This window comes from Pseudoclavibacter sp. 13-3, from assembly GCF_021168475.1.
Classification (GTDB): domain Bacteria; phylum Actinomycetota; class Actinomycetes; order Actinomycetales; family Microbacteriaceae; genus Pseudoclavibacter_A.
This window is the reverse complement of sequence record NZ_JAJOZT010000002.1, coordinates 285,624-310,946: the sequence shown is the minus strand read 5'-3', so window position 1 is coordinate 310,946 and position 25,323 is coordinate 285,624. Positions and strand designations below refer to the sequence as shown.

Sequence of the window (25,323 nt, the reverse complement as noted above, 5' to 3'; positions counted from 1 at the left end):
GCCGCGGCCCTGCGTTCATCTCAGCCCATCAGACGGCCGGCCGACGTTCAGGCCTCGACGCCGAGCTTCTCGCGCTCGGCACGGGCTGCGGCGACCATGTCGGTCAGCGCCGGCACGACCTCTTCGTAGCGGCGCGTCTTCAGCCCGCAGTCGGGGTTGACCCACAGCAGCTGGTCGGGAATCGACTCGAGCGCGATGTCGAGCAGACCCTCGATGTCGGTCTCTGTGGGCACACGCGGCGAGTGGATGTCATAGACGCCCGGGCCGACCCCGCGGCTGAAGCCCGCTGCCTTGATGTCGCGCACGATGTCCATCTTCGAACGCTCTGCCTCAACCGAGGTCACGTCGGCGTCGAGCCCGTCGACGGCGTCGATGACCTGCCCGAACTCCGAGTAGCAGAGGTGGGTGTGGATCTGCGTGCGGTCGGCAGCGCCGGCGGTCGCGAGGCGGAACGACCCGACCGACCATTTGAGGTAGTCGGCGTGGTCGGCGCGCTTCAACGGCAGCAGCTCACGGATGGCCGGCTCGTCGACCTGCACGATGTCGATGCCTGCGGCCTCGAGGTCGGCGATCTCGTCGCGCAGTGCCAGGGCGACTTGGTCAGCGGTGACGCCCTTCGGCTGATCGTCGCGCACGAATGACCAGGCCAGAATCGTCACCGGGCCGGTGAGCATGCCCTTGACCTGCTTCTCGGTGAGCGACTGCGCATAGCTGATCCACTCGACCGTGAACGGCTTCGGGCGCACGACGTCGCCCCAGAGGATGCTCGGTCGCGTGCAGCGTGAGCCATACGACTGCACCCAGCCGTTCTCGGTGACGTCGAAGCCCTCGAAGTTCTCGGCGAAGTACTGCACCATGTCGTTGCGCTCGGCCTCACCGTGCACGAGTACGTCCAGCCCGATCTCTTCCTGCAGCCTCACGACATCGGCGATATGGCCCTTGATCTGCTCGTTGTAGGCGGCCTCGTCGATCTCGCCCTTCGTGAACTGCGAGCGCGTGCGACGAATCTCAGGCGTCTGCGGGAACGACCCGATGGTGGTCGTCGGCAGCAGCGGCAGGCCGAGCTCGGCCTGCTGCACCTTGGCGCGCTCGGCATACGGCGTGCGCGAGAAGTCGGCGTCGGTGAGGGCAGAGATGCGCGCACCCACCTCGGGGCGGTGCACTCCGGCATGCTGAGCGCGGGATGCAAGGGCGGCAGCCGCTTCGTCGAACGCTGCCTGCACCCCGGCCTTGTCGCCGTCGTAGGCGCGTGCGAGCGTGACGATCTCGACGACCTTCTCGGCGGCGAAGGCCAGCCAGGAGCGCAGCTCGTCGCCGAGCTTCGACTCGTCGTCGAGCGTGTGCGGCACGTGGAACAGCGACGTCGAGCTCGAGGCCACGACCCTGCCGGCCAACGGGCGCAGCTCCTCGAGCTTCGCAAGCGCGGCATCCAGATCGGCACGCCAGATGTTGTGACCGTTGATCACACCTGCGACCACGACCTTGTCTCGCAGCCCGGTCACGCCGGGGGCGTCGGCGGCAGGCACGCCGCCTTCGACCAGGTCGAGCGCGACGCCCTCGATCGGGGCCTCGGCCAGTGCGGGCAGTGCCTCATCGAGAGCGGCATACGACGCCTGGGCGAGAATCTGCGGGCGATTCTCGAGCGCGCCGAGCACGTCGTAGGCGTGTTTCGCTGCGGCGATGAGCTTCGGGCGGTCGCTGGGCAGCAGCTCGCTGACCAGGGCCGACTCGTCGAGCTGCACCCAGGGCGCGTCGAGCTCGGCGAGGCCGGCGAGCACCTCGGCGTAGACCGGCAGCAGGTCGTCGAGGCGGTCGAGCGGGTCGAAGCCCTCAGGCGCATCGGCCGTCGGCTTCGCCAACGCCAGCAGCGTGACCGGGCCGACGATGACCGGGCGAGTCACGAAGCCGTGCGAGAGCGCCTCGGCGAAGAGCAGAGCCGGCTGGTCGCTGCCCTGGCGAAAAGTCGTGTCGGGCCCGATCTCGGGCACGAGGTAGTGGTAGTTGGTGTCGAACCACTTGGTCATCTCGAGCGGCTGCACGCGGTCGACGCCGCGGGCTGCGGCGAAGTACCCGTCGAGGCTCAGACTGCCGTCTTCGTCGACCCACTGGTCGAAGCGCTTGGGCAGGGCGCCGACGAGCACGGTGGCGTCGAGCACCTGGTCGTAGTACGAGAAGTCGCTGGGAATGCTGGCGTTGTGCGCTTCGAACCCGAGGTCGTGCAGACGGCGCCAGTTGGTCGCGCGGATCTCTGCTGCCGTCTCGGCGAGCTCCTGAGCCTCGATGCGGCCGCTCCAGTAGCGCTCGAGCGCCTTCTTGAGCTGTCGGCTGCGCCCGATGCGCGGGTAGCCTAGTGCAGTGCCGCCTTCAAGGCCGGCCCCTGTGTGTTGAGTAGCCATGGTTCTCTTCCTGTGTTCTGGCCGAGCGCGCCTGCAGGCGAAGTGCTGAGAGCGTCGAACACCCTGAGCGCGGTCGGCTCGTCATTCATGGTGAACAGCTGTATGCCCGGGGCTCCGGCTCGCGCCAGCTTCTCAGCCAGCTCAACTGTGTTCTGCACCGCGATGTCGCGGCGAGTCTGTGCGTCCGGGGCGGCCTGGAGCGCTGCGGCGAGCGCAGGCGGGGGCGTGAGCCCGGAGAGTTCTGAGATGCGCTCGAGACGGCGCACCGTGGTCGTGGGGGTGAGACCGGGAACAATCGGCAGCGTCGCACCCGTTGCGGCGACCAGGTCGAGAAAGCGTGTGTAGTCTTCGGCGTCGAAGAAGTGCTGGGTGATCGCGAAGTCGGCGCCGGCCTGCTGCTTTCGTGCGACGTTCTCGGCGTCTTCACGCAGATCGCGGCTGTCGGGATGCCCCGTCGGGAACGCCGCGACGACGATGCGGATGCGCTGCCCCGCTGCTTCGGCACGCTGCCGAACACGTGTGATCAGATCGGTGGCGTGCGGCAGCACCAGACCGCTGCCGTCGTCTCGCGCGTCACCGCGCAGGGCGAGAATGCCGGTGACCCGGGCCTCGAGCAGCTCGTCGATCGTCTCGTCGAGTTCGCGCAGAGATGTGGCCTGACACGTGAGGTGCGCATAGGTGGGCACGCCTGACTGTGCGATCCAGGTGACCAGCTCTTTCGTACCGGCCTGACGGCTGCCCGCCGCGCCATAGGTGACCGTGACGAAGTCGGGACCGAGCTTCAGGAGCTTGCGCACGGCGGTGACGTTGCGCCGCAGCTGCGGCACGCCCCGGGCCGGAAAGACTTCGAGCGAGAGGGTGGGCGCCGCGACGCTCGGCAGGGTGTCCCAGGCGGGCGCGACCGATGCCGCGGTCTCGCGCGGGGCATCCGCCGCATCATCGGCCTCGTCGAACTCGTCGTTGACCGACAGGCCGAAGCGGCTCGCGCTGAAGCGGCGCTCGGCGATGCGCTCTTCGGCGCTGACCTCAGGCGAGACGGCAGCATCGTTCGACCGCGCGACCTGGGGTCGGCGATCTGCTGCGTGCTGCGCGCTTGCGGTCATAGTGGCTCTATCGTATTCTGCGCGGCCGCACTGACGCCAGACGTGTGACGTCGCGTTACATCGCGTGGCTCAGGTGCGGTCAGGTGCAGTCAAGTGCGACCAAGTGCGGTCAGGGCAGTCAGGGCGGTCAAGTGCTCAACGCTGCTGTCGAAACGCGTGCAGCGACTGACGGCGCCGTGTGAAGTGGCATCTGCAGCAGCACTGGGCGTCATGCCGTGTCTCCCGGTGTCGTGCGCAGTATCTTCTCGCAGAACCCCGTGCGGCTCAGACGCAGATGCGCGTGGCCGAGGTGCAGAAACTGTGGTCATTGTCGGCCTTTCCCACATTTTTTGCGTACCGGCATGTCTCAGCTCCCGTCGAGATTGCCGGTTCGTCGGTGTGGACACCGAGATTGCAGAACGCACCAGATTGAACACCGAGACTGCAGAGAGCACCGTCGAAGTGGGTGCGGTTTCAGGTGGCGAGTGGGCAGGTGACTGAGTAGAGCAGGTGGCTGAGTGGGCAGCGATTCTGATACCCTTACAGGCGGTCACAGACCATGCGGCTGTAGCTCAATGGTAGAGCGCACGCTTCCCAAGCCTGATACGCGGGTTCGATTCCCGTCAGCCGCTCCACTCTCTGCCGTCACCTGCAGCACTCGCACCGGAGCTCCGCCCGGCGCCTGATCGCGCAGAACGGCCGCCCACCCCCGGGCATCCGATCACCCCCAGCATCCGGTCAGCTCGACCAGCCGGGCCCTCCCCTGCGAATACACCACCGTGCCGACCTCGGCCGGAATGTCGCTCAACCCGGGCTTCTTCACGTTGTCGACGATCGCGTCGCCGAAGTCGAGCACGAAGTGCAGATCGTTCGCGCGCACGATCGGGCATGTGCGATCCTTCCAACTGGCATCGCTCAGGTGCCAGTCCAGCGTCTGCAGGTCGTCAGGCACATCGCTGAGAATGTGCACGCGCGTCACCGGCACGTTCTCGAACGCATAGGCGAGCGCACCTCCGTTGCCCGGGTCGACCAGCACGGTCTGCCCCGCCGGCACATAGTCGCGCAGATGCGCGAGCACATCACGCTCATCGGTGTTCAGCAGCTTCGACGTCGGCGCGATGACGTAGTCGCGCTGCGCCCAGCTCACCACCTGTGCGATCGCCCCGTTGCGAATCGGCAGCACGAGCACCGCGGCCAGCATGAGCAGCACGACCCCGACGACCGCACGCCGCATGGCCTGCGCCGACCGCGAAAGCCGATGGGTGTGCTTGGGCCCGATGCGCATGACCGCGATCGTCACCAGTGCCCAGACCGTCGTGAAACCGATGACGGCCAGCGGCAGAAAGCCGAACACCGTCAGCCCCGCGATGCGCTTCGGGTCGCGGTAGAACCCGGCGGTGAGCACGTCGCGCAGCAGCGGAATCGGCGAGGCCACCACCACCAGATACAGCACCACGGTGAACCCGAAGACGATGAGCGGCCACCACCGCCGTGAGCGCAGGCAGCGCACCAGCCCGATCAGTGCGAGCACGCTGACCGCGATGGCCGCGGGGCGGTCGACCGGCCCGTTCGTCACGATGTCTGTCAGCGCGTCGAGCAGGTTCTCATCCGCGTTCCAGGGCGCCACGTCGAGCCCGGTGCGCAGCACGCCCCAGAGCAGCACGAACACGCCCGCGACCGACCAGATCGCGATGCGGGTGCCGCGCACGCCCAGCCAGCCGACGAGCGTCTCGGCGGATGCCCCGCCCGCGCCCGCCTGCCCGCTGTCGGCCCGCATTCGGCGCAGCTGCGGCCCCAGTGTGGCGAAGACGATCATGGCGGCGAAGCCCACAGCGGCCAGCAGCGAGTTCGGGTGCGCGAGGGCGAGCCCCGGCACCGCGAGCAGGAGCGCGGCCGTCGCGTTCAGGCGGTGCCGAACCGAGTCGGGGCGGCGGCGACAGATCGACAGCGTCAGCGCGAGGGCCGCGGCGATCAGAGAGTTGCCCAGCAGGTTGGGGTACAGCGGCCCCCAGTGCAGAAAGAGCCAGGGGAACGCGGGAAAGCACGTGCTCAGCAGACCGCCGGCCAGACTGCTCGCCAGGTTCGGGCCGCCGATGGCCTGTGCGAGCCAGATCGCACCGAGCGGCCAGACCACGGCGCTCACCACGAGCGCCACGACGTTCGTGGCCTGCGGCACGCCGATGCCGCTCAGCTGCGCGACCAGCGCCACCACATCGTGCCATGCTGCGGGATAGAACGCTGAGTTGTTCGCCTTGTTCGTGATCGACCACAGCGTCAACGACGAACCATCTCCGCTGTCGAGAATCGCGCGCACGGCGTTGAGGTGGAACGTGGTGTCGAACAGTTGCATGATGTACTCGGCGTCGGGCACCAGCGTGAAGAACGTCGACGAGATCAGCGCCACCGCGGCGATCAGCGCCAGCAGCCCGGGAGTCACACCGCGACGCCAGGCCGACCTCGTGAGCCGTGAGCCGCCGTGCCCGGGCAAGGGCGTCGATACGCTCGATGCGGCCAGCGCATGGTTCTCTGCCGTCGAGACGCCCCGTGCACCGGACGCGACCGGCGCCGGGCGGCGAGTCAGCATCCGTCGAATGACGCGACGCAGCCCGACGACCAGCGCGAGCGCGACCGCCCAGCCGATCAGCAGACACCACAGCGACCAGCGCAGACCGAGCCGGGGAGTGACGATCGCGCTGATCGCGATCACCGAGACCGAGACCGGCGCAGCGGCGCCCCACACCGCCATACCGCGCAGCCCGAGCCCGCGGACGAGCACGGCACCCGGAACGAGCAGCAGGGCGACGGCGATGAGCATCGCGGGCACCAGCTCGACCCAGGTCTGCGCCTGTGTGAGGTCCATCGTCGTTCTCTGCTCTCATTCGTTGCCTGAGCACCTGCTGTGCACGGTCTTTCCATTGTGCCCTGCGCGATACGCTGATGTATGCAAGCGCGCGTGTACGCGCAGCCATGCACAGCGCCGCCACAGCGCTCGAATGGCTTCTGCAGTCGAAAGGCGATTCAGACATGACCGACAGTTCGGCCGATACCTCAGCTGACCAGCCGAAGCTTGCCCGCCGACAGTTTCTCGGATTCGTCGCGGGCACCCTCGTCGTCGGCTCGGGGGTCGTCGCGGGCGTCGTGACCGCCGTGCAGAATCACCAGCAGGGCGCACGCGGGTTCGTGCAGAGCAGCGACACGGCCGACGCCGACGCCACGCCGGTGGCCGACGCCGGATTCGGCGAAACGGTGCCCGTGCTCACCACTGCGGTGACCGGCCTCGGGGTGCAGCGCGCCTTCACGCTCGACCCCTCGGCGTCGTTCGCCGGCCGCTGGCCGGTGCTGACCGGGCAGGATGCGTTCAACGGCCGCGTCGAGGCCTGGGTGCGCCGAGCGCTGCAGGACTACGCCCACGAATACGCCCGTTCCGGCGGCTTCACCCCGGTGCGCACGCCGGTGCCCGGCCATGCCGACGACGGCTCGTACGTCGCGCCAGCCGACGCAGTCGGCACCGCTGACGACCTGCGCGCCGGCACCTCGACCGCGGGCACGGCCTGGAGCCGCCCCGACGCCGCACAGGCCGTTGGCTTCAGCGCCGGCAGTGTGCTCGACACCATGCCGCTGCCCGGCTCGACGCGCAGCGACGCCGACTCGAGACTCACCGATCGGGCCGAGTTTCCCGAACCGCAGGCGCACGGGCATCTGCTGGCGGTCAGCTGCGACGCGACGCAGGCCACCGGCTCTGTGCTCGGCGTGCAGCTGCGAGCCACCCGTGCCGCAACCATCGACAATGTGCACCGCACCCTCTTCGAGCAGCGGCAGAGCGTCTTCGTCGACATTGCGAGCGGCACGGCCGGCACCGGGGCCAGCCTGCTCACCGACGCCGGACGCAGCCGCACCGTCGCATCCCTCGCCACCCTCTTGGGCTCCGACCTCGAAGCATCGATCGGCACATCGAAGAAGGATGCCCCGGGCTACGATCCGCTGCGCGACGCGATCGACCGCGGCACCCTGCTCGACGACGTCTCGTTCGACCGCCACGGGCAGCTCGTGCTGCGCTTTGCCGTCGAGACCGGCCGCCTCACCGACGAGCAGCGCGGCCGATGGGCCGGCGGCCTGGCCACAGCCGGTCTGCTGACCGTGCGTGTGGCGGTCGGCGACGACGACTGCACCCCATTCGGCCGTGCGGCGCGGCAGGCGGCTGGCGGGCGGATGCCATGGTCGGGCCCGGCTCGCGCCGGCGCGACCGATGCCCAGGCGGCTCGAACGCAGGTGTCGTTCACCGCGCCTCTTGCTGCGGAGGCGACCATGGCATCCGCCGTCAGCACCCTCGACGCTGACCAGAGCGCGCAGGCCGAACCGCGCACCGACGGCCCGGTGCGCCCCAGCGCGTACGTCTGGCCGACGCCGGCCGACCTCGTCGCATGCGCGGCGGTGACCTTCGACGACGGGCCGAGCGACTACACCGACACGATCTTGGGCGACTTCGCCACCGCCGGATCGCATGCGTCGTTCATGGTCGAGGGACAGCACGCCGTGATCTATCCGCAGCAGATTCGCGACGAGATCGCGCAGGGGCACACGGTGTGCAATCACACCTGGGATCATCCCGCGCTGACCGATCTCACCTCGGCGCAGGTGCACGATCAGCTGACCCGCACCGACGACGCGGTCGAGCGAATCTGCGGGGTGCGCCCTGCCCATGTGCGGCCGCCGTACGGGTTCTACGACGACACGGTCGCGCAGGCGTCACCGCACCCGTTGGTGCTGTGGGATGTCGACTCGCTCGACTGGAAGGAGCCCGGGCAGGGCGTCGTGCACGACAAGATTCTGCGCGAGGCGAAGGCGGGGTCGATCGTGCTGATGCACGACGTGCACGAGCCGACCATGGAGATGATGCCGAAGCTGCTGCGCGATCTGCGCGCCGCCGGGCTCACCCTCGTCAATCTCGACACGCTGCTGGCCCGGGCGCCCGAGCAGCAGACGCAGAATGTGATTCACCGGCTGGGGTGAGGTGCGGCCTGCGAAATCTTCGCAGCTCTCTTCATTCTCTCGCAGAACCGTGGCGTCTTCGCGAAGATTTCGTGCGGTCTGCGAAGATTCGGGTGCGCCAGCAGGCGCCAGCAGGTGCCAGCAGGCGGTTCAGAACATCGGGGCCGACGCCGTGCGCATGAACTCGAGCACACGACGGTCGACGATGATGTCGCCACGCCTGACCGGCCTGGCCAGATAGAGCCCGTCGAGACTGGTCAGACGGCTGAGCGCCACGTAGGTCTGACCCGGGCTGAACGCTCGCGCGCCCAAGTCGATGACCGCACGGTCATAGGTCTGCCCCTGCGACTTGTGCACGGTGACCGCCCAGGCCAGGCGCAGGGGGAATTGCGTGAACTCGCCGATCTGGTCCTGCTCGATCGTCTTCTCGGCGGGGTCGAAGGTGTACTCGTACCGCTCCCAGACCACCGGCTCGACCTCGACGTCCTGCCCGTCGAGCTCGACGACGACCACGTCGGGGCGAATGCTCACCACCTTGCCGATCGACCCGTTGACCCATCGGCCCTCGGGGTCGTTGCGCAGGAACATCACCTGGGCGTCGACCTTGAGCTCGAGTTCGGGGTCGGCCGGGAACGCATTGCCGAACTCGCCGTCGATCTGCGCCCGCGCGACCTTGGTGCGCCCCGGAAGCTTCGCGAGCTCGGTGGCATTGCGCTCGTCGACGATGCGGTTCGTGGTGGCCAGCGTGATGATCGGCTGTTCGGGGTCGGGGTCGCGGTGACCGATCTGGTTCAGCCGCGCGATCCAGTGGTCGGGCACCGTGCCCTCGCGCACCGCATTCAGCAGCTGTTTGAACCCGTCATGGTTCTGCCGATGAATGTTGGTCAGCTCGTAGACGCTCACCGTCGCCTCGGCCCAGACGTGCGCGTCGAAGAACCACTGACTCGCATAGTGCTCGGTGTAGAACGCGCGCTCATCGGTCGAGCGCGGCGGCACCGGCGCCAGCTGGTAGGGGTCGCCGAACATCACGATCTGCGCACCGCCGAACGGCGTTCGGCTGCGCTTCTTGGCCAGCCGCAGGCTGCGGTCGATCGCATCGAGCAGGTCGGCCGACACCATCGACACCTCGTCGATGATCACCGTGTCGACCGCGGCGAGCACCTCGCGCGTCTCGCGACTCATGTAGCGCGCGATCTTGGCGACGTCCTGCACGCCGACGCGCAGCCCGAAAAGCGAGTGGATCGTCTGCCCGCCGACATTCAGCGCCGCGACGCCGGTCGGGGCGCACACCACGACCTTGCCCGGCAGCTCGCGCATCAGCCGAGCGAGCAGCGTCGACTTGCCGGTGCCGGCTCGCCCGGTGACGAAGACGCTCTGCCCGCGCATGGTCGCGTCGATGACGGCCTGCTGTTCGCCGGTGAGCGTGATGCCCTCGGCGGATGCCGCAGCGCTCTGGTGCACCCCGGTTGCGTCCGTCGTCGGGTCAACTCCAGGGTCGGCTCGACCGTCGCCCGTCGACTCGCTGTCGGTGGCAGCGGCAGTGGCAGCGGCAGCGGCAGCGGCGACATCGACTGTGCGGTCGCGATTCGCCTCGGTCGTCGCGACTTCGCCGGTCTGATCTGCGCTCTCGACGCTGTCAGTCTTCGTGCGATCGCTCGCAGCGGGTTCGCTCATGCTCTGCGCCCCTTCGAGGTCTGTGCGTCTGCGGCGTCGGCATCTGCAGCCTTGCCCATGCCATCGGCGCCGACAGAGCCCTGGTGTCGCAGATCGGCCAGCATCTCGTTGTAGGCGTTGAGCTCGGCGTCTTCGGTTCTGGCCGCATTGCGGTCGCCGCGCCGACGCTCTTTGGCGTCGCTGCGCGACCACAGCAGGCCGACCAGCAACGCCAAGATGATCGTCGGGAACTCGCCCAGCCCCCACGCGATGGCTCCGCCGATCTGCTGATCGCGAATCGCACTGTCGCCCCAAGTGCGCCCCATGGCCCCGTACCAGTCGGCCTCCTGCAGGCCCGTGCCCATCATCATGAAGATTCCGAAGAAGGCATGGAACGCCATCGTGACCACCAGGAAGAGCAGCCGCACGGGATACGGCGGACGATTCGGCCCCGGGTCGATGCCGATCAGCGACTGCACGAACAGGTAGCCGCTGATCAGGAAGTGCACGATCATCCACTGATGACCGAGATGATCGCGCGTCGCCCAGCCGAAGAGCGGCGTGTAATAGAAGACCACCAGCGAGAACGCGAAGATGAAGGCGGCGACGACGGGGCCGGCGACGAACTGCCCCCACCGGCTGTGCACGGCCCAGAGTATCCATTCACGGCCGCCCCGCGAGCCGTCAGTGCGCCGGGTGATCGCGCGCATACAGAGGGTCACCGGCGCGCCGAGCACCAGGAAGAGCGGAATCAGCATGGTGAGCATCATGTGACCGGTCATATGCACGCTGAACAGATAGGTCTGATACAGGTTGAACGCGCCGTTGGTCGTCCAGAAGAGAAAGAGCACGCCGATGCTCCACAGCAGCGTGCGATGCCACGGCCAGTGATCGCCGCGACGATGCAGTCGCCAGGCCCCGACGAGGTACAGCGTCAGTGCGAAGGCGCACACCACCAGCCAGATCGGGTCGATGCGCCAGACCGTCAGGTACGTCAGCCACGTCGGCTCGGGTGGCACCTGCTCGCCGGTGAGCAGCTCGGCCGGGGTGGGGTCGCTCGAGAGCTGCTGGGGAATGGGCGTCGCCGTGCGGCTGAGGGCTGCGCTGAAGCCGCTGACCAGCCCCATCAGCGCGAATTCGCAGGTCACGATCCAGCCGAAGGCTCGCTTCGCGGTCTCTGACGCGCTGAGTCGCCTGATCAGCCGCATGCGGTTGACAGCGCCGGCCGCGCCGAGCAGAATCAGCCCCGCGGCCTTCCAGAGCACGATCTGGCCATAGGCCGTGGCGAACAGCTGCTCCCAGGTGCCGACGCGCAGCACGGCGTTGACCACGCCCGAGAACGCCACCAGCAGGAATGAGACCAGGGCGAGCGACGAGTACCGCTCGGTGACCGCACGCAGGTGGCGCCCCAGCTTGGGCGAGACAGCGGCGAGCACGACGAGGCCGCCGATCCAGATGGATGCGCCGCCCAGGTGCAGCAGCATCGCGCTGACCGCCTGGTTGTGCCCTGCGGTGCCGGCCGCGTGCCCGGCCGAGGCCAGCGGGATCAGCCCGGCGAACGCGGCGACGCACACGAAGAGCACGCCGATCTGTCTGCGCACCCCAGCGGCGAGCACCGTGACGACGGCGGCGATGCAGATGTCCCAGAGCGCCAGCTGACCGACCTGCACCTGCGTGAGAAACAGCCACAGTCGCGCCCCGAAGGTCTCAGACCCCCAGGAGTCTGGATCGAGCGAGATGTAGGTGAGGATGGTCGACAGCGCGCCGCTGATCGTCCACACTGCAGCGGCCACCGCCGCGATGTTCAGCGAGCGGTTGTACGCACCCTTCCAGTCGGGCGACAGCGCCCAGACCGCCATGACCAGGCCGCCGATCGTGACGCTGATCGAGATGTTGTTCAGCGCTGTGACCGCGGGCAGCCCCCATCGCACGACCGCACCTGGATCGAGCAGCACAGAGGCCGCGGCCCCACCGCCGTGCACCAGGGCCAGGACGAGCCCGATGCCGGTGGCGATGACGCCGAGAAGAAGGGAGAAGAGGGTCTTGCGCTGCACCACACCAGCCTAGTGCCACCCGCCGACTCGCACTGATCGGCGCACGCCGCCTGCAGACGCAGAAAGGGCGCATCCCAGAGGATGCGCCCTTTCGAACGAAGCGTTGAAGGCTACTTCACTGCAGCCTTCAGCTTGCTGCCTGCCGAGATCTTGACACCCTTGCTGGCGGGGATGTTCAGGGTCTCGCCGGTCTGCGGGTTGCGACCGGTGCGTGCGGCGCGGTTGGTGCGCTCGACTGAGAGCCAGCCGGGCACGCTCACCTTGACGCCGTTGGCGATGTTCTCTGAGACGGTCGCGAAGACGGCATCGAGAACGCCGTTCACAGCGGCCTGGGTCTCGCCGGTCTTGTTCGCGACCTCAGCGACGAGCTCGCTGCGGTTCAGGGTGTTGTCAGCCATGAGTACTCCCTAGTGTTCAGTTCGATTTTGGCTACGGACGGTTCGTGCTGTGCTTGAGATCCGCCGGTCGAGCGCCGAAACGCTGCATGACCGGCGGAACATCAGGCTACCAGCTGGACTTGGTGATACCTGGAAGCTCACCGCGGTGAGCCATGTCGCGGAAGCGCACACGAGAGATGCCGTAGGCGCTCAGGTGGCCGCGGGGACGACCGTCGATGGCGTCGCGATTGCGAACGCGCACCGGCGATGCGTTGCGGGGCAGCTTCTGCAGGCCGACGCGGGCCTCTTCGCGCTGCTCGTCGGTCGAGTTGGGGTCGACCAGCTGCTTCTTGAGCTGAGCACGCTTCTCGGCGTACCGCTCGACGATCACTTTGCGCTGCTCATTGCGCGCGATTTTGCTCTTCTTAGCCATGCTTCTTAGCGCTCCTCGCGAAACTCGACGTGTTTGCGAACGACCGGGTCGTACTTCTTCAGCACGATGCGATCAGGGTTGTTGCGACGGTTCTTGCGGGTCACGTAGGTGTACCCGGTGCCGGCGGTCGAACGCAGCTTGATGATGGGACGAACATCAGACTTCTTGGCCATCAGAGCTTCACCCCTTTAGCGATCAGTTCCTGCACGACGGCATCGATACCGCGGCTGTCAATGACCTTGATGCCCTTCGCCGAGACGTTCAGCGTGACCTTGCGACGCAGTGACGGAACGAAGTACGTCTTCTTCTGCACGTTGGGGTCGAATCGGCGTTTGTTGCGCCGGTGTGAATGCGAGATGCTGTGCCCGAAGCCCGGCGTGGCTCCAGTCACCTGGCAGACTGCTGCCATGGTTTCCTCCTGTACCGTGACCGCCCCGATGGCGATCACCCAAGATCTCTTGTCGGCTGTGATGCGGGGTTCCGCATCACGCGATGCAGACGTGGAAGATCTGCAACCTACTCAGTTTATTGGTTTTCACGCGCAGATCGCAACAGACATCGGCGACCGCCCAGCGCAGATCGGCAGCAGACCTGCGCCAGATCAGCGCCAGGACTGCACCCGATCAGCGCCAGGCCCCGTACCGATCAGTGCCATGCCTGCACCAGATCAGCGAAAGACCCGACGCAGCCAGATCGACAGCGCCTCGACGACCAGCACGACGCCGAACACCAGCAGCACGATGACGCCGACCAGCCCGTAGTTGGCCCCCTGCGAGGCGTTCAGCAGATAGTAGCCGACGCCCCCGGCGCCCACGACTCCCAGCAGCGTGCCCGCGCGGATGTTCGTGTCGAGCATGTACATCGTGTGCGCGATCAGCGAGCGTCGGCCCTGCGGCAGCGTGGCCGCCGTGTAGACCTGTGCGCGCGTCGCGCCGGTGGCCGACAGCGCCCGCTCCGGCCCGGCATCCACCTCTTCGAACGAGTCGGCGATCAGCTTGCCGAGCAGACCGATGCCGCAGAAGCCCAGTGCGAGCGCCCCGGCCTGGCCGCCCAGACCGGTGATGATGATCAGCATGATCGCGAGAATCGTCTCGGGAATGCCGCGGATCACCACCAGCAGGAATCGGTTGAGCCCGCGCACTCCCCCGGTCGGCGCCACGTTGCGTGCGGCGAGCGAGCCGATGACGACTGAGAAGACCAGGCTGATCAACGTGGCCGCGAGGGCGATCGCGATCGTCTCGCCCAGTGCGCCGGTGATGATCTGCGGCCCGTACGAGCCGAAGTTCAGCGGCCAGAATTTCGCCAGAGTCGCCGGCAGCTTGGCCCAGAACGTGGCGAAGTCGCCCCACTGGATATCGCTGACGATGACCGCGAGCACGATGACCACCGCGGCGACCCAGCCCCAAGTCGTGTTGCGCACCCGCGAACGGGTCCACGGTCGCCGCAGTGCCGCGACGGCCGCCCGGCTGGCCCCGCGCTGACGCAGCGACCCGGTGGGCTCGGTGACGGCGGATGCCCCGCTCGCGCCCGCCCGCCTGACGCCGCTTCGCGACGTGGCCGCCTGCGTTCGCGACCCGACGATTCGGTCGAGCAAACGGTCGATCACGCTGCGTCGCTGCGCGGCCGCGCCCAGCATCACCTTGCGGATGCTGCTCGAGATGACCTCCATCACGACGCAGAGTGCGAAGATCACGATCGCGATGCCGACGCCCTTGGAGTAGTCGAGCTGCGCGAACGAGTTGGCCATGTCGTAACCGAGGCCGACGATGCCGACATAGCCGAGAATCACCGAGCCGCGCAGATTGATGTCGTTGCGGTGCAGGGTGGTGGCCACCCAGGAGGGGGCGACCTGAGGCAGAATGCCCGAGACGAACTGCTGCATGCGCCCGCCGCCGGCAGCTCGGATGGCCTCGACCGGCCCCGGATCGATCTGCTCGATCGCATCGGCGAACATCTTCGAGATCATGCCGACCGAGTGCAGACCGATCGCGAGAATGCCGGGAAGCGACCCGATCGAGAACATCAGCACGAAGACCATCGCGAGCACGACGTCCGGCAGCGCGCGGGCGAACACGCCGATGAACCGGCCGAGCACCTGGCAGAAGCGGTTCGGGGCCGTGTTCGACGCGGCGAGGTAGGCGACCGGAATCGAGATCAGCGCCGCCATCAGCGTGCCGAGAATCACGATGCCGAGCGTGATGCCGGTCAGAAACAGCAGACGATCGGGAGCCGGAAAGGTGATCGACCCCACCCGGCGCAGAAAGCGCTGGGCGTTGGGCCCGCTCTCGAGAAACGTGCTGACTGAGAGGTTCAGCCCGAAGATCGAGGCGACGGCCAGCACCAGCAGCACAAGCAGCGCCGTGATGGCGAGGCCCTGTGAGAGCACCTGCGCCAGCGGGCGACGCGACCCGCGCGCCCGATCCCGCAGCGACTGGGCCTCGGCCTCGCTGAGCGTCGCCCGCACCGAGGCGGGAGTGAGCGCGGTCATCAGCGCACGCCCTCGGGCTCGCTGCCGGCCAGCGGATGCGACTCGCCGCGATCCGCGCCCACTCCGGTCGCGATGAGCTCGTGCTCGATCGCGTGCAGCTCGCTCGTCGAGGTGACGACGCGGCCGTAGATCTCCATGACCTCTGCCTTGTCGAGGCCTGCGGCGGGGGTGTCGAGCACGATCTCGCCCGAGCGCAGACCGACGATGCGGTCACCCCAGCTGAGCGCGAGATCGACCTGGTGCAGGCTGCAGATCACGGTGAGTCCCTCGTCGAGGGCGATCTCGCGGATGAGGTTCATGACCTGCTCACTCGACTCCGGGTCGAGCGACGCGACCGGCTCGTCGGCGAGCAGCACCTCGGGATCCTGCATGAGCGCACGGGCGATCGCGACGCGCTGCTGCTGACCGCCCGACAGGGTGTCGGCGCGCTGATATGCGCGCTCGAGCAGCCCGACGCGTTCCAGATGCACGAGCCCTTTGAGCCGCAGCTGTTTGGAGTAGCCCCAGAGGCCGAGACGCGGGCCCCTGATCTTCGCCAGTGCGCCGGTGAGCACGTTCTCGAGCACCGTCAGCGACCCCACCAGCTCGAACTGCTGAAAGATCACGCCGACTCGTGCGCGCAGCGTCCGCAGCGCCTTGCCTCTCAGCGAGCTCACCTGTTGCCCGAGCACTGTGACGGTGCCGCTCGTGGGCTCTTCGAGCGCGTTGAGATGGCGCAGCAGCGTCGACTTTCCCGAGCCCGACAGGCCGAGCAGCACGACGACCTCGCCCTGCTGCACGGTCACGTTCACGTCGCGCAGCGCGGTGTTGGTGCCGAAGCGCTTCGTGAGGTCTCTCACCTCGACCACCGTCTCGCCGGCGTGCGGCTGGTGAGGTCTGGCGGGTTGGCTGGTCATCGTGTTCTCCTTGAGTCTGCGCCGAGTGAGATCTGTCTCGCGCGGTCGTCGATGGATGCTTGCTGAGTGGCGTCTGAGACACGAGCGCGTCGGCCGGTGACGGAGAGCCGCACCGACCGACGCCGTCGTGGTCACAGGTCAGGGGATCAGCCCTGGCACTGCTTCGCGTTGGTCTTCGAGCAGATGTCGCGAATCGTGTCGTAGTACTGGTCGTCGACCGGCTTGGTCTCGTAGAACGCCGAGGCGAAGCCCTCGCTGGTCGCGTCCTTGATGCCGGCATCGGCGATCTGCGTGATGGTGACGTCGCTGAGCGTCTTGCTCAGCGAGTCTTTGACGTCTTGCGGCAGTGCGTCGTTCATGACGATCGGGGCGCCGGGCACGAGCACCTTGTCGATGACTTTGACCTTGTCGCCGGCCTTCTCGACCTCGCTGTCCTCGGCGAAGCCGGCCTCGCACTCCGTGCCCTCCGAGACCTTCTGCACGCTGACGTCGTGCTTGCCGGCGAACACCGCGGTGACGTCAGACTGCGACGGATCATCGGCGTTCACCTTGATGTCCTGGTTCAGCAGCTCGTAGCTGGGAAAGAGAAAGCCCGAGGTGGAGCTGGGCGAGACGAAGCAGACCTTCTTGCCCTTGAAGTCGGCGACGCTGCTGATCGACGAGTTCGCGGGAACGATGGCCTCGGAGTAGTAGCCGGGCTCCTGACCCTCTTTGGTCACGATCGACGAGATCGGGGTGAGCTCTGCACCGTTGTTCTTGGCGGTGACATAGGTGAAGCCCGAGAACGAGGCGACGTCGATCTTGCCCGAGACCGCGGCCTCGATGAGCGCTGCGTAGTCGGTCGACTGCTTGTACTCGACCTTCTTGCCGGTCTCTTTGGCGATGTAGTCCATCAGCGGCTGGTAGTTGGTCTCAGTGTCGGCCGAGTCGGGCACGGCGCCGAAGACGAGTGTGTCGGAGTTCTCGGCGAAGCTGCCACCGACATTCGACGACGAAGCCGAGTCTGATGAGCTGGAGCAGGCTGCCAGGCTCAGTGCCGCGGTGGCCGCGAAGCCGACAGCCGCGACCTTGGTGAACAGTTTCTTCATGGAGAATCCTCATCCGATCTGCGCCAGGGGCGCGCTCTTGCTGGTGAACGACTCGAATCTAAGGACGCCATGTGAACAGACCTTGCCGCAGGAGTGAACGCCCACCGCTGCACAGGTGAACGGGGCCGTCACCGGGTGAATGCCGGGTGAACTCGACGCCCTGCGTCGACGCGTAGAGGTCGCCCAGGCCTCGGGTGTCAGGTGTTGGAACACGCTCAGAGCGCGAGCACGACCACTCCCCCGAGCACGACCGTGGCACCGATCAGTCGGCGCACGGGGCTCGGCTCCCGAAAGATCAGCCACGAGGCGAGCGCGACGAAGACGACGCTCACCTCTCGCGCCGGTGCGACCAGCGAGACCGGCGCGATGCGCATGGCCATCAGCGCGGCCACGTACGACAGCGGCGAGAGCACGCCGAACACGAGTGCCGGGCGCCACGAGCCCCGTATGGTCGCAGCGACCTGACGTCGGGCGTCGCCGCCTCGTTCGCGCAGACTCTTCCACGCGCCGGCCCTGCGATCCGAGAAGCGCTGGGCGTCACTCGACGAGACGTCCACGCGACGAGACGGGCGCAATGGTCGGCCTCCGAGCAGCATCCAGAGAAAGGCGAACGATTCGCCGAGGCTGCACCCGACCATCAGCGCGACCGGTGCCACGCCGGCGCCGTTGACCATGTGGGCGTCCCAGATCGTGTACACGGCGATCGTGACGCCGGTGAGCGTGCCGAACACGACGCCCACGCGCGTGCGTGCGGCGTTCGTGGTGCGCAGATCGCTCAGCCCGATGAAGAGCACGCCCGCGATGATGAGCGCGACGCCGATCACCGCGGATGCGCCTGGCCGCTCGTCGAAGAGCACGATCGCGAAGATCACCGAGAGCAGCGGCCCGGAGCCCCGTGCCGTGGGGTAGACCACCGAGATGTCGCCCACCTGGTAGCCGTGCTGCAGCAGCAGCATGTAGCCGACGTGCAGCAGGGCCGAGACCGCAGACCCCACGATCAGGGCCGACCACGAGGTCGGCGTGATGACGAGCACCCAGGCGGCGACGGGTGCCCAGACCAGTGTCGACGCGAGCGCGCCCACGAGCAGGAATGCGACGCCCCCGGCGGCCGCGCGCTTCGAGATGAGATTCCAGGCGGCGTGGGCGAGCGCACCGACGGTGATGAGAGCGATGGCGACGAGAGACACAGGGGAACCCAACTGGACGGCGCGGGCGCGCCGAACGGGTTCCTCCGGGCTTTTGTCCTGTCAGATGACGACGTTCGATGGCGACCGCCGTGGTGCCGCTCGGACCAGTCGTGCGCGATGCACCGGAACCCTAGGCACTGTCGCTCAGCACACTAGCCCGTGCAGGTGAACACGCGGCAAACGACGCCCGGCGGCGTGCACGGGCCGAGCCCGAGATCCCACAGCGCGACCTCTCAGCCTCGTGTGACTGCCGCCACGCTGCGCCGCAGCGTCCTGGAGTCGGCGGCAGGCTCGAGCAGCGCGTCGTGCAGCCGTGCCAGCGGCAGCGGTGCTTCGACCAGCTCTTCCCACAGCGGGTCGCGCGCCAGAAGCTCGACCGCCCGAACCAGATGCCGGGGCTCGTAGTTGTGCACCCCGGTGATGGTCAGGTGGTCGCGCACCACGTGTTCCGGGTCGACGGCCACCTCGCCGATCGGAGAGACCGCACCGACCATCACCAGCACACCGCCGAGCCGCAGCCCGGCGAGTCCGCTGTGCACGCCCGACGGCGTGCCCGAGAACTCCAGTGCGACATCGAAGCAGCCGGCCGTCGCCGACCCCGGCTCATGCACACGGGCGCCGAACCGGCCTGCCGTGCGCAGCCGCTCGTCCGAGAGGTCGCAGACCGCCACCTGGCCGCCGAGTGCGACGGCGCCAGCCGTCGCGATCGTGCCGAGCGCACCGGCGCCGACCACCAGCACCTCGAGACCCGAGAGATCCGCGCGCCCGAGCATCCGCGTGGCGACTTCGAGCGCTGCGACGGCCGTGCCGCCGGCGCACGAGGCGAGGGATGCGGCCCGATTCCCGAGACGGTCGGGCACCCGCGTGATCGCCGTGCCCACAGGCAGCAGCATGTGCGAGGCGTAGCCGCCGGAGAGCGGCCATCCGCTGTCGGCCCGCTCGTGACCGACTTTGCGCAGATGGCGACATTTGGCGGTGACACCGGCTCGGCAACGGTCGCACTGCCCGCAGGCGACCGTGACCGACCAGACGACGCGGTCGCCGACCTGCAGATCGCCGCCGCCGACGTCGGTCGGAGCCGGCGCGTCGCGGCCGGGCGAGCCGATCGCCACGATCTCGCCCACCGACTCATGCCCGAGCACCGACGGGCACGGCGCGTCGCGATGACCGAGCACGGTATGACGGTCGGAGCCGCAGACGCCCGCCACGAGCACACGCACCAGTACCTCGCCGGGCCACAGCTCGGGCATCTCGACTCGGTGCTCGTCGAAGCGGTCTGCGCCGAGCCAGACCATCTCGGTTGCGGCGGTCATCAGATCGCCGCTGCCGCGATGTCAGCGGGCAGGTCGATCACGGAGTCGACCACGAGATCGGCCCCGGCCGCCTCGAGCTGCTCGCGACTGCCGGCACCGGTCAGCACGCCGACGGCTCGCACACCCGCATGCCGGGCGGCCAGCACATCGGCCGCGGTATCGCCTGCAGCAACCACGTGTGCGACGTCGTCGACACCGGCGAGCTCCATGGCGTGCTGAATCAGGTAGGGCGCAGGCCGGCCGGCACGCACCTCGGTGGCGCAGATCAGACCGTCGAGCGTCGCGTCCGCGTCTCCGGCTTCGACCCGCCAGCCCAGCCCCTCGAGCAGCGCATCTGCGACCGGGCGCGCGAAGCCCGTGGTCAGCACGACGGCGGCTCCACCGGTTCGCACCTCGCGCATCCACGTTTCGACGCCGGACACCGGGCGCGGCGGCGTCTCTCTATAGGCCCGCTGCAACATCGAGGTGAACGCGGCGAACACGTCGGCGACCCTGGCGTCATCGTGGTCGGCCCCGCCGAGACGCAGCAGGTTGCGAATCGCCCACTGCTTCTCGACGCCGGTCCAATCTGCGAAATCGGCCTCGTCGATCGTGGCGCCGGCTGCTGTCACCGACCGGCGCAGCACGTCATAGACGATGTTGCCTTCATCGACGGTGGTGCCTGCGATGTCGAGAGCGAAGAGTCCGTGCATGAGGGGTCCTTTCCATTGGTGTGTGATTGCTGGTTCGTGATTCGTGGCTCGCGACTGGTGCGGCATGATCCACGCCGAGGCTGGAGCCGATGCCGCACGTCGCGTCGTCTTCAGAGCTCAAGCGTCGCGTGCGCGAGCCCGAGCGCCGTCGTCATGCCGATGCCGGTGGTCACCGTCGAGATCTGCACGCCAGCGCACGGCGACTCGACGAGATACTCGCGCTCGGGCGCCGAGGCGTAGACCCCCTGCCACCGCTGCTCGACATGCAGCTCGTCGACGCCGAACAGATCACGGGTGAGTGCGAGCAGCGTCTCGAAGCCCTGCTCGGGCTGGAACGGCTGGGGCGCAACGGTGCGCAGATGCGTGTCGCCGATGTAGAGCTCACCGGTCGACGACATGGTGTGCATGTGGTTCAGATCGAGTTCGGCGGCGACCGGGTGCTCGGCGTGCAGCCGCGAGCGCAGGGCAGCGGCCGCCTCGCACTCGGCGAACGCCGAATAGCGCAGCATCGACCAGCCGGTGAAGAGCGGATGCCGAAGCGCGAAGCGCAGGCGCGGCCGAGCTCGGATCATCTGCAGCTGGCAGCGCAGCACACCTGCGCGTTCGGCCGACTCGGGAAAGAGCTCGTCGAGATCGTGGTTGACGGCGACCACGATGCGGTCGGCCTGCACGTCGCCACGCGAGGTGCTGACGACTCCCTCGGCAACGCCGGTCACCGCCGTGCGCAGCAGAAAGCGCACCCCCGTTGAGGCGAGCCAACCGGCGATCGCCGGTGCGGCAGTTCGCGGATCGACCTGGAGATCGAGCGGCAGCAGGGCACCGCCCATGGTCGTCTCAGGCCGGACAGGCACCAGTTCGTTCGTCGCCGCCGCATCGAGAAGACGCGCCTCGCCGTCGTGCGTGCCGACGAACTCGTCGAGCAGTGCGCGCTCTTCGTCGCTGCGAGCGACGATCACGGTGCCAGACTCGGCTGCGGCGAAGCCCGCCTCACGGGCGAGACGCAGCCAGCGGGGTCTGGCCAGATCGGCATACTCTCGTGCGACACCCGACTGAGCGGTGATGCAGGCGTGCCCGAAGTTGCGCACCGAGGCACCTCGGATCCCGGCGGCACGGTCGATCACCAGCACGCGAGCACCGCGTTGAAGCCCCTCATAGGCATACGAGAGACCGACGATTCCCGAACCGACGACGACGAGGTCGAAGCGGTCGGCCCCGAGCGCCGAGAGAACACCAGAACGTGCGTCGTCGGGGAGGGCCTGGTGCGGGCGCTTCGGAGACGCCGCAGGGGAGGCGGCGGGGGCGAAGTCGGCGGGATCGGAATCGAATGTGTCGGGGGTCACAGCAGAACCATGTCACTGCAGGTCGGTGCACCCGCGCAGATCACGGTTTTCTTCGTGAACCCTTCACCGGTCAGTCACCTGCTGGTCACCTCGGGCAGCAGACCTGTGCGACATGGCAGGGCCTGCCCCGACCCCGCCATGACCGGCGGCAGTGGCGACTGGGCCGGTCAGCGCAGCTGCGCAGCGCGTGCAGCGGTGCACTTCGGGCACAGGCCGATCACGTCGATCACGTGCGTCTCGTCGGTGTACCCGTGTTCTGCGGCCACCTCACGCGCCCAGCGCTCGACGGGCGGCGCCGAGATCTCGACGGTGGCCCCGCACCGACGGCAGATCAGGTGATGGTGATGGGCTTCGCTGCCACAGGCTCGAAAGAGCTGCTGACCGTCAGTGTCGATGTGCACATCGGCCTCGCCGTCTTCGGCCATTCGGCTGAGCGCACGGTAGACCGTGGCGACGCTGACGGTCGATCCGGCATTGGCCATGCGCAGATGCAGCGCCTGCGCATTGATGAAGCCGTGCTCGCGTTCGAGAGCCTCGCGCACCGCGGTCTGCTGCCAGGTGTTGCGCCGTTTCACGTCGGTCATGATGCCTCCATTGTGCCACCCGCAGAAACGACTCGTCAGGCCCTGCTCAACCCGCTGCCCGCGACGATGAGTCCTCCGACCGCGCGACTTCGCGGTTCTCGTGCGCCGCGGCCGCCCTGAGCGGCCCTCGGGCGGATGCCGGATTCGCCCCGCCTCGACGCACCAGCCGGAGTGCGCGGCGCAGCAGCCACGCCACCAGCAGCGTTCCGGTGGCGCTCAGCACGATCGCCGGCCCGGCCGGAACCGGCCACCGAGCCGAGACGAGGAGTCCGACGACGCCGCTCGCCGCACCGATGATGGGTGCCACGATGAGCATGCCGCGCATGCTCACGGTGAGCTGTGCCGCTGCGAGTGCCGGCGCCGCCAGCAGGGCGATCGAGAGAATCGCACCGACCGCGGGCATCAGCGCCACGACCGTGGCGGTGATCAGCACCAGCACGACCGCATCGATGCGCCAGCCGCGAAAGCCAGATGCCTCATACCCCGCGGGGTCGAAGGTCGAGAACAGCAGCTGTCTGCGGAGCAGCGCGATCGCGACGATCGAGATCGCGAGCAGAACGCCGGCGAACTGCACGTCTGGCAGGTCCACAGCGAGAATCGAGCCGGTGAGAAAGGTCTGCACCCGAATGGGAAGCGACGGGTTGAGACCGGTGAGCACGGTGCTCAGGGCGAACCCGCCGGTGAGCACGACACCGCTGGCGACGGCGGCACGCTGATGAAACCAGGTCGTCAGCGCGAGCATGACCATCGTGAGCACGACCGCGAAGATCGCATTGCCGATGAGCACGTTCCAGCCGAGCAGCACCGCCATGATGCCGCCGGGAAACGTCGCGTGCGTCAGCGCCGTGGCGAAGAAGGTGCGTTTGCGCAGCACGACGAGCACGCCGACCAGCCCGGCGAGCGCACCGACGAGCACCGCCTCGACGAGCGCCTGGCCGAAGAATCCGACGGCATCGGTGAGCACGTTCATGACGCGCTCCCCCGCCGAGACCGGTGCAGCCCCGCCCGTCTCACCGCACCGACGATCAGCGACGCCAGGTAGACGACGATGAACGCCCCGACCACCGAGCCGCTCGGCGACAGGTTCACGCCGCGACCCACTGAGGCCTCAAAGGCGACCGCCAGCCCGACCCACCCTGAGACCAGTGTGAACGCCCCGGAGAGTACGACCATGCCGATGATGCCCGCACCGAAATTGCGCGCAGATGCGGCCGGAATGATCAGCAGTGCGAGCACGAGCAGGTTGCCGAGCACCTGCGACCCGGCGACGACCGCCACGGCCAGCGACATGTTCAGCACGAGGTCTGTGACGATCGGTCGAAAGCCCGCGGCACGAGCGCCGGCCGGGTCGAACGCCCGATACAGCTGCCCGCGTCGAGTCACGAGCATGGCGATCACCGCGACCGAGGCGACGACGGCGATCGACCAGATCTGCGCCGGACGAATCGCGAACATCTGGCCGAAGAGCAGCAGCTCGAGCTGCCCGGGAAAGCCGCTCGCCGAGACCGCGATCACGCCGATGCTGAACGCCGTGGTCAGCACCACGGCGACCGGCGCATCCGCCTGCCTGATGCGGGTCGCCGTCAGCGTGAGCACGGCGGCTGCGAGCGCCCCGGCGACGATCGCGCCGGCGAGCGCCCCGTCACGGCCGAAGGCGAGCGCCCCGATCGCCAACCCCGGAAACACCGCGTGCACCAGGCCGTCTGAGACGAACTCGAGGTCGCGCAGAGCGACGAACGGACCGATCGCCGCGGCCAGCACGGCCAGCACGACGAACGCGAACAGCGCGCGCATCATGAAGTCGTACTGCAGAAACGGGGCGATCAGGCTCATCGGTGGTCTCCGAGCGCCGAGGCGTGCGAATCGGGCCCGGTGTCATGCGTGCCCGACTCGGGATGGTGCGGTCGCCAGCTCGAGGCGAAGGCCTCGGCGATATCGCTGCCGCCGCTGTACGCCTCTTCGATGACTGCGGGGGTGAGCACCTCGTCGATCGGGCCGAAGGCGATCTGCCGCCCGGCGAGCACCGCGACGTGCGAGCACACCACCCGGGCGAGGCCGATGTCGTGCGTCGAGAGCACGACCGAGAGCCCGTCTGCGAGCAGTGTCTCGAGAATGCGCTCGAGTGCGGATCGGTTGGTCTCGTCGAGGCCGTTGAACGGCTCGTCGAGCAGCAGGATGCGCGGGTCGCCCGCCAGAGCACGCGCCAGCAGCACGCGCTGCTGCTGGCCACCGCTCAGCTGGCCGAAGCGGCGACTCGCCAGCCCGGTGAGCCCGACCCGGTCGAGGCTGCGGTCGATGGCCGCACGGTCGTCGGCGCTCGCACGACGCAGCCAGCCGAATCGACGACCGGTCTGTCTGCGGTAGCGCCCCATCGACACCACCTGTCGCACCGTCACCGGAAACGTCGCGTCGATGTCGGTGGCCTGGGGCAGATAGCCGACGTCGTCTCGGGCATCTGCCGGGCGTCGCCCGAGCACGGTGATCGAGCCGTGCTGCACGCGCAGCAGGCCGAGAACGCCCTTCAGCAACGTCGACTTGCCCGACCCGTTCGGGCCGATCAGCGCGAGCGCCTGCCCCTCGCAGAGCGTGCCGTCAACGCCGGTGAGTGCTGGGGTGATGCCGTCATACCCGAGATCGACTTGGGAGAAGTGCAGGGTCGGCTTGGGCTCGTGCATGGTGTTCACTGTATCTGCACTCGGTTCTGGTCTGCAGCGAGGACGGGCGCGGCACGTCGCCGTGATGGTGCCGCTC

At 68.1% G+C, this 25,323-nt stretch carries 21 protein-coding genes and 1 tRNA gene; 2 read left to right on the top strand and 20 right to left on the bottom strand.

What is annotated here, in order from left to right:
• Window positions 1-47 precede the first annotated feature (47 nt).
• Together metE and LRX77_RS04910 are read right to left on the bottom strand one after the other, a co-directional pair.
• Window positions 48-2,396 carry a 5-methyltetrahydropteroyltriglutamate--homocysteine S-methyltransferase gene (metE, locus tag LRX77_RS04915; protein ID WP_231831811.1) on the bottom strand — a complete coding sequence of 783 codons (2,349 nt, stop codon included), beginning with the start codon at window positions 2,394-2,396 and terminating at the stop codon, window positions 48-50.
• The gene (locus LRX77_RS04910) at window positions 2,348-3,499 is read right to left on the bottom strand and encodes a methylenetetrahydrofolate reductase (RefSeq protein WP_231831810.1); all 1,152 of its coding nucleotides are present in this window, start codon (window positions 3,497-3,499) and stop codon (window positions 2,348-2,350) included. Before LRX77_RS04910 ends, metE begins: the two co-directional genes overlap by 49 nt.
• A 540-nt stretch (window positions 3,500-4,039) precedes the next feature.
• Between LRX77_RS04910 and LRX77_RS04905 the strand changes: the two genes are divergently transcribed.
• Window positions 4,040-4,113 (top strand) — tRNA-Gly (locus LRX77_RS04905).
• Between the two features lie 86 nt (window positions 4,114-4,199).
• Here the strand turns inward: LRX77_RS04905 and LRX77_RS04900 are convergent.
• Entirely contained in the window at window positions 4,200-6,338 is a 2,139-nt protein-coding gene (locus tag LRX77_RS04900) for a DUF6541 family protein (RefSeq protein WP_231831809.1), read from the bottom strand.
• Window positions 6,339-6,502: 164 nt separating this feature from the next.
• Here LRX77_RS04900 and LRX77_RS04895 point away from each other — a divergent pair, with 164 nt between their 5' ends.
• Entirely contained in the window at window positions 6,503-8,488 is a 1,986-nt protein-coding gene (locus LRX77_RS04895) for a polysaccharide deacetylase family protein (protein WP_231831808.1), read from the top strand.
• 129 nt (window positions 8,489-8,617) lie between these two features.
• Here LRX77_RS04895 and LRX77_RS04890 read toward each other — a convergent pair whose 3' ends face one another.
• The 17 genes from LRX77_RS04890 to LRX77_RS04810 all read right to left on the bottom strand — a co-directional run bounded on the left by LRX77_RS04890 (window position 8,618) and on the right by LRX77_RS04810 (window position 25,247).
• Window positions 8,618-10,141 carry an ATP-dependent DNA helicase gene (locus LRX77_RS04890; protein ID WP_269453696.1) on the bottom strand — a complete coding sequence of 508 codons (1,524 nt, stop codon included), beginning with the start codon at window positions 10,139-10,141 and terminating at the stop codon, window positions 8,618-8,620.
• The gene (locus tag LRX77_RS04885; RefSeq protein ID WP_231831807.1) at window positions 10,138-12,174 is read right to left on the bottom strand and encodes a cytochrome c oxidase assembly protein; all 2,037 of its coding nucleotides are present in this window, start codon (window positions 12,172-12,174) and stop codon (window positions 10,138-10,140) included. Before LRX77_RS04885 ends, LRX77_RS04890 begins: the two co-directional genes overlap by 4 nt.
• A gap of 110 nt (window positions 12,175-12,284) precedes the next feature.
• The gene (locus LRX77_RS04880; RefSeq protein ID WP_231831806.1) at window positions 12,285-12,572 is read right to left on the bottom strand and encodes an HU family DNA-binding protein; all 288 of its coding nucleotides are present in this window, start codon (window positions 12,570-12,572) and stop codon (window positions 12,285-12,287) included.
• A gap of 106 nt (window positions 12,573-12,678) precedes the next feature.
• Window positions 12,679-12,984 (bottom strand): 30S ribosomal protein S14, encoded by a 306-nt coding sequence (gene rpsN / locus LRX77_RS04875; RefSeq protein WP_158030616.1) that lies wholly within the window; start codon window positions 12,982-12,984, stop codon window positions 12,679-12,681.
• Window positions 12,985-12,989: 5 nt separating this feature from the next.
• Window positions 12,990-13,157, bottom strand: coding sequence for a 50S ribosomal protein L33 (gene rpmG, locus LRX77_RS04870; RefSeq protein WP_158030615.1), 168 nt, complete (start codon window positions 13,155-13,157; stop codon window positions 12,990-12,992).
• Window positions 13,157-13,393: a 50S ribosomal protein L28 gene (gene rpmB, locus LRX77_RS04865; protein ID WP_158030614.1), complete on the bottom strand. Its 237-nt coding sequence runs from the start codon at window positions 13,391-13,393 to the stop codon at window positions 13,157-13,159. Before rpmB ends, rpmG begins: the two co-directional genes overlap by 1 nt.
• Window positions 13,394-13,651: 258 nt before the next feature.
• Window positions 13,652-15,472, bottom strand: a complete 1,821-nt coding sequence (phnE, locus tag LRX77_RS04860; protein ID WP_231831805.1) for a phosphonate ABC transporter, permease protein PhnE — start codon at window positions 15,470-15,472, stop codon at window positions 13,652-13,654.
• Window positions 15,472-16,368: a phosphonate ABC transporter ATP-binding protein gene (phnC, locus tag LRX77_RS04855; RefSeq protein WP_231831804.1), complete on the bottom strand. Its 897-nt coding sequence runs from the start codon at window positions 16,366-16,368 to the stop codon at window positions 15,472-15,474. The genes phnE and phnC overlap by 1 nt, the downstream gene beginning before the upstream one ends.
• 146 nt (window positions 16,369-16,514) lie before the next feature.
• Window positions 16,515-17,456, bottom strand: coding sequence for a phosphate/phosphite/phosphonate ABC transporter substrate-binding protein (locus LRX77_RS04850; RefSeq protein ID WP_231831803.1), 942 nt, complete (start codon window positions 17,454-17,456; stop codon window positions 16,515-16,517).
• A gap of 215 nt (window positions 17,457-17,671) precedes the next feature.
• Window positions 17,672-18,643, bottom strand: coding sequence for an EamA family transporter (locus LRX77_RS10495; RefSeq protein ID WP_231831802.1), 972 nt, complete (start codon window positions 18,641-18,643; stop codon window positions 17,672-17,674).
• A 233-nt stretch (window positions 18,644-18,876) separates the two neighbouring features.
• Entirely contained in the window at window positions 18,877-19,956 is a 1,080-nt protein-coding gene (locus tag LRX77_RS04840) for a zinc-binding dehydrogenase (RefSeq protein WP_231831801.1), read from the bottom strand.
• A complete protein-coding gene (locus LRX77_RS04835) occupies window positions 19,956-20,648 on the bottom strand; it encodes a phosphonatase-like hydrolase (protein ID WP_231831800.1) in 693 nt (230 codons plus the stop codon). The genes LRX77_RS04840 and LRX77_RS04835 overlap by 1 nt, the downstream gene beginning before the upstream one ends.
• A gap of 110 nt (window positions 20,649-20,758) precedes the next feature.
• Entirely contained in the window at window positions 20,759-21,988 is a 1,230-nt protein-coding gene (locus LRX77_RS04830; RefSeq protein ID WP_231831799.1) for a TIGR03364 family FAD-dependent oxidoreductase, read from the bottom strand.
• Between the two features lie 167 nt (window positions 21,989-22,155).
• Complete coding sequence (locus tag LRX77_RS04825; RefSeq protein ID WP_231831798.1) at window positions 22,156-22,572, bottom strand: Fur family transcriptional regulator; 417 nt, start codon at window positions 22,570-22,572, stop codon at window positions 22,156-22,158.
• Window positions 22,573-22,618: 46 nt separating this feature from the next.
• Window positions 22,619-23,542 (bottom strand): metal ABC transporter permease, encoded by a 924-nt coding sequence (locus tag LRX77_RS04820; RefSeq protein ID WP_231831797.1) that lies wholly within the window; start codon window positions 23,540-23,542, stop codon window positions 22,619-22,621.
• Window positions 23,539-24,405 (bottom strand): metal ABC transporter permease, encoded by an 867-nt coding sequence (locus LRX77_RS04815; protein ID WP_231831796.1) that lies wholly within the window; start codon window positions 24,403-24,405, stop codon window positions 23,539-23,541. Before LRX77_RS04815 ends, LRX77_RS04820 begins: the two co-directional genes overlap by 4 nt.
• Window positions 24,402-25,247 (bottom strand): metal ABC transporter ATP-binding protein, encoded by an 846-nt coding sequence (locus tag LRX77_RS04810; protein WP_231831795.1) that lies wholly within the window; start codon window positions 25,245-25,247, stop codon window positions 24,402-24,404. Before LRX77_RS04810 ends, LRX77_RS04815 begins: the two co-directional genes overlap by 4 nt.
• Window positions 25,248-25,323 lie beyond the last annotated feature (76 nt).

What these genes read in the sequence shown, in the direction of transcription:
- metE (WP_231831811.1), bottom strand. Translation starts at nt 2,396, where the DNA reads ATGGCTACTCAACACACAGGGGCCGGCCTTGAAGGCGGCACTGCACTA.
- LRX77_RS04910 (WP_231831810.1), bottom strand. Translation starts at nt 3,499, where the DNA reads ATGACCGCAAGCGCGCAGCACGCAGCAGATCGCCGACCCCAGGTCGCG.
- LRX77_RS04900 (WP_231831809.1), bottom strand. Translation starts at nt 6,338, where the DNA reads ATGGACCTCACACAGGCGCAGACCTGGGTCGAGCTGGTGCCCGCGATG.
- LRX77_RS04895 (WP_231831808.1), top strand. Translation starts at nt 6,503, where the DNA reads ATGACCGACAGTTCGGCCGATACCTCAGCTGACCAGCCGAAGCTTGCC.
- LRX77_RS04890 (WP_269453696.1), bottom strand. Translation starts at nt 10,141, where the DNA reads ATGAGCGAACCCGCTGCGAGCGATCGCACGAAGACTGACAGCGTCGAG.
- LRX77_RS04880 (WP_231831806.1), bottom strand. Translation starts at nt 12,572, where the DNA reads ATGGCTGACAACACCCTGAACCGCAGCGAGCTCGTCGCTGAGGTCGCG.
- rpsN (WP_158030616.1), bottom strand. Translation starts at nt 12,984, where the DNA reads ATGGCTAAGAAGAGCAAAATCGCGCGCAATGAGCAGCGCAAAGTGATC.
- rpmG (WP_158030615.1), bottom strand. Translation starts at nt 13,157, where the DNA reads ATGGCCAAGAAGTCTGATGTTCGTCCCATCATCAAGCTGCGTTCGACC.
- rpmB (WP_158030614.1), bottom strand. Translation starts at nt 13,393, where the DNA reads ATGGCAGCAGTCTGCCAGGTGACTGGAGCCACGCCGGGCTTCGGGCAC.
- phnE (WP_231831805.1), bottom strand. Translation starts at nt 15,472, where the DNA reads ATGACCGCGCTCACTCCCGCCTCGGTGCGGGCGACGCTCAGCGAGGCC.
- phnC (WP_231831804.1), bottom strand. Translation starts at nt 16,368, where the DNA reads ATGACCAGCCAACCCGCCAGACCTCACCAGCCGCACGCCGGCGAGACG.
- LRX77_RS04850 (WP_231831803.1), bottom strand. Translation starts at nt 17,456, where the DNA reads ATGAAGAAACTGTTCACCAAGGTCGCGGCTGTCGGCTTCGCGGCCACC.
- LRX77_RS04840 (WP_231831801.1), bottom strand. Translation starts at nt 19,956, where the DNA reads ATGACCGCCGCAACCGAGATGGTCTGGCTCGGCGCAGACCGCTTCGAC.
- LRX77_RS04835 (WP_231831800.1), bottom strand. Translation starts at nt 20,648, where the DNA reads ATGCACGGACTCTTCGCTCTCGACATCGCAGGCACCACCGTCGATGAA.
- LRX77_RS04825 (WP_231831798.1), bottom strand. Translation starts at nt 22,572, where the DNA reads ATGACCGACGTGAAACGGCGCAACACCTGGCAGCAGACCGCGGTGCGC.
- LRX77_RS04820 (WP_231831797.1), bottom strand. Translation starts at nt 23,542, where the DNA reads ATGAACGTGCTCACCGATGCCGTCGGATTCTTCGGCCAGGCGCTCGTC.
- LRX77_RS04815 (WP_231831796.1), bottom strand. Translation starts at nt 24,405, where the DNA reads ATGAGCCTGATCGCCCCGTTTCTGCAGTACGACTTCATGATGCGCGCG.
- LRX77_RS04810 (WP_231831795.1), bottom strand. Translation starts at nt 25,247, where the DNA reads ATGCACGAGCCCAAGCCGACCCTGCACTTCTCCCAAGTCGATCTCGGG.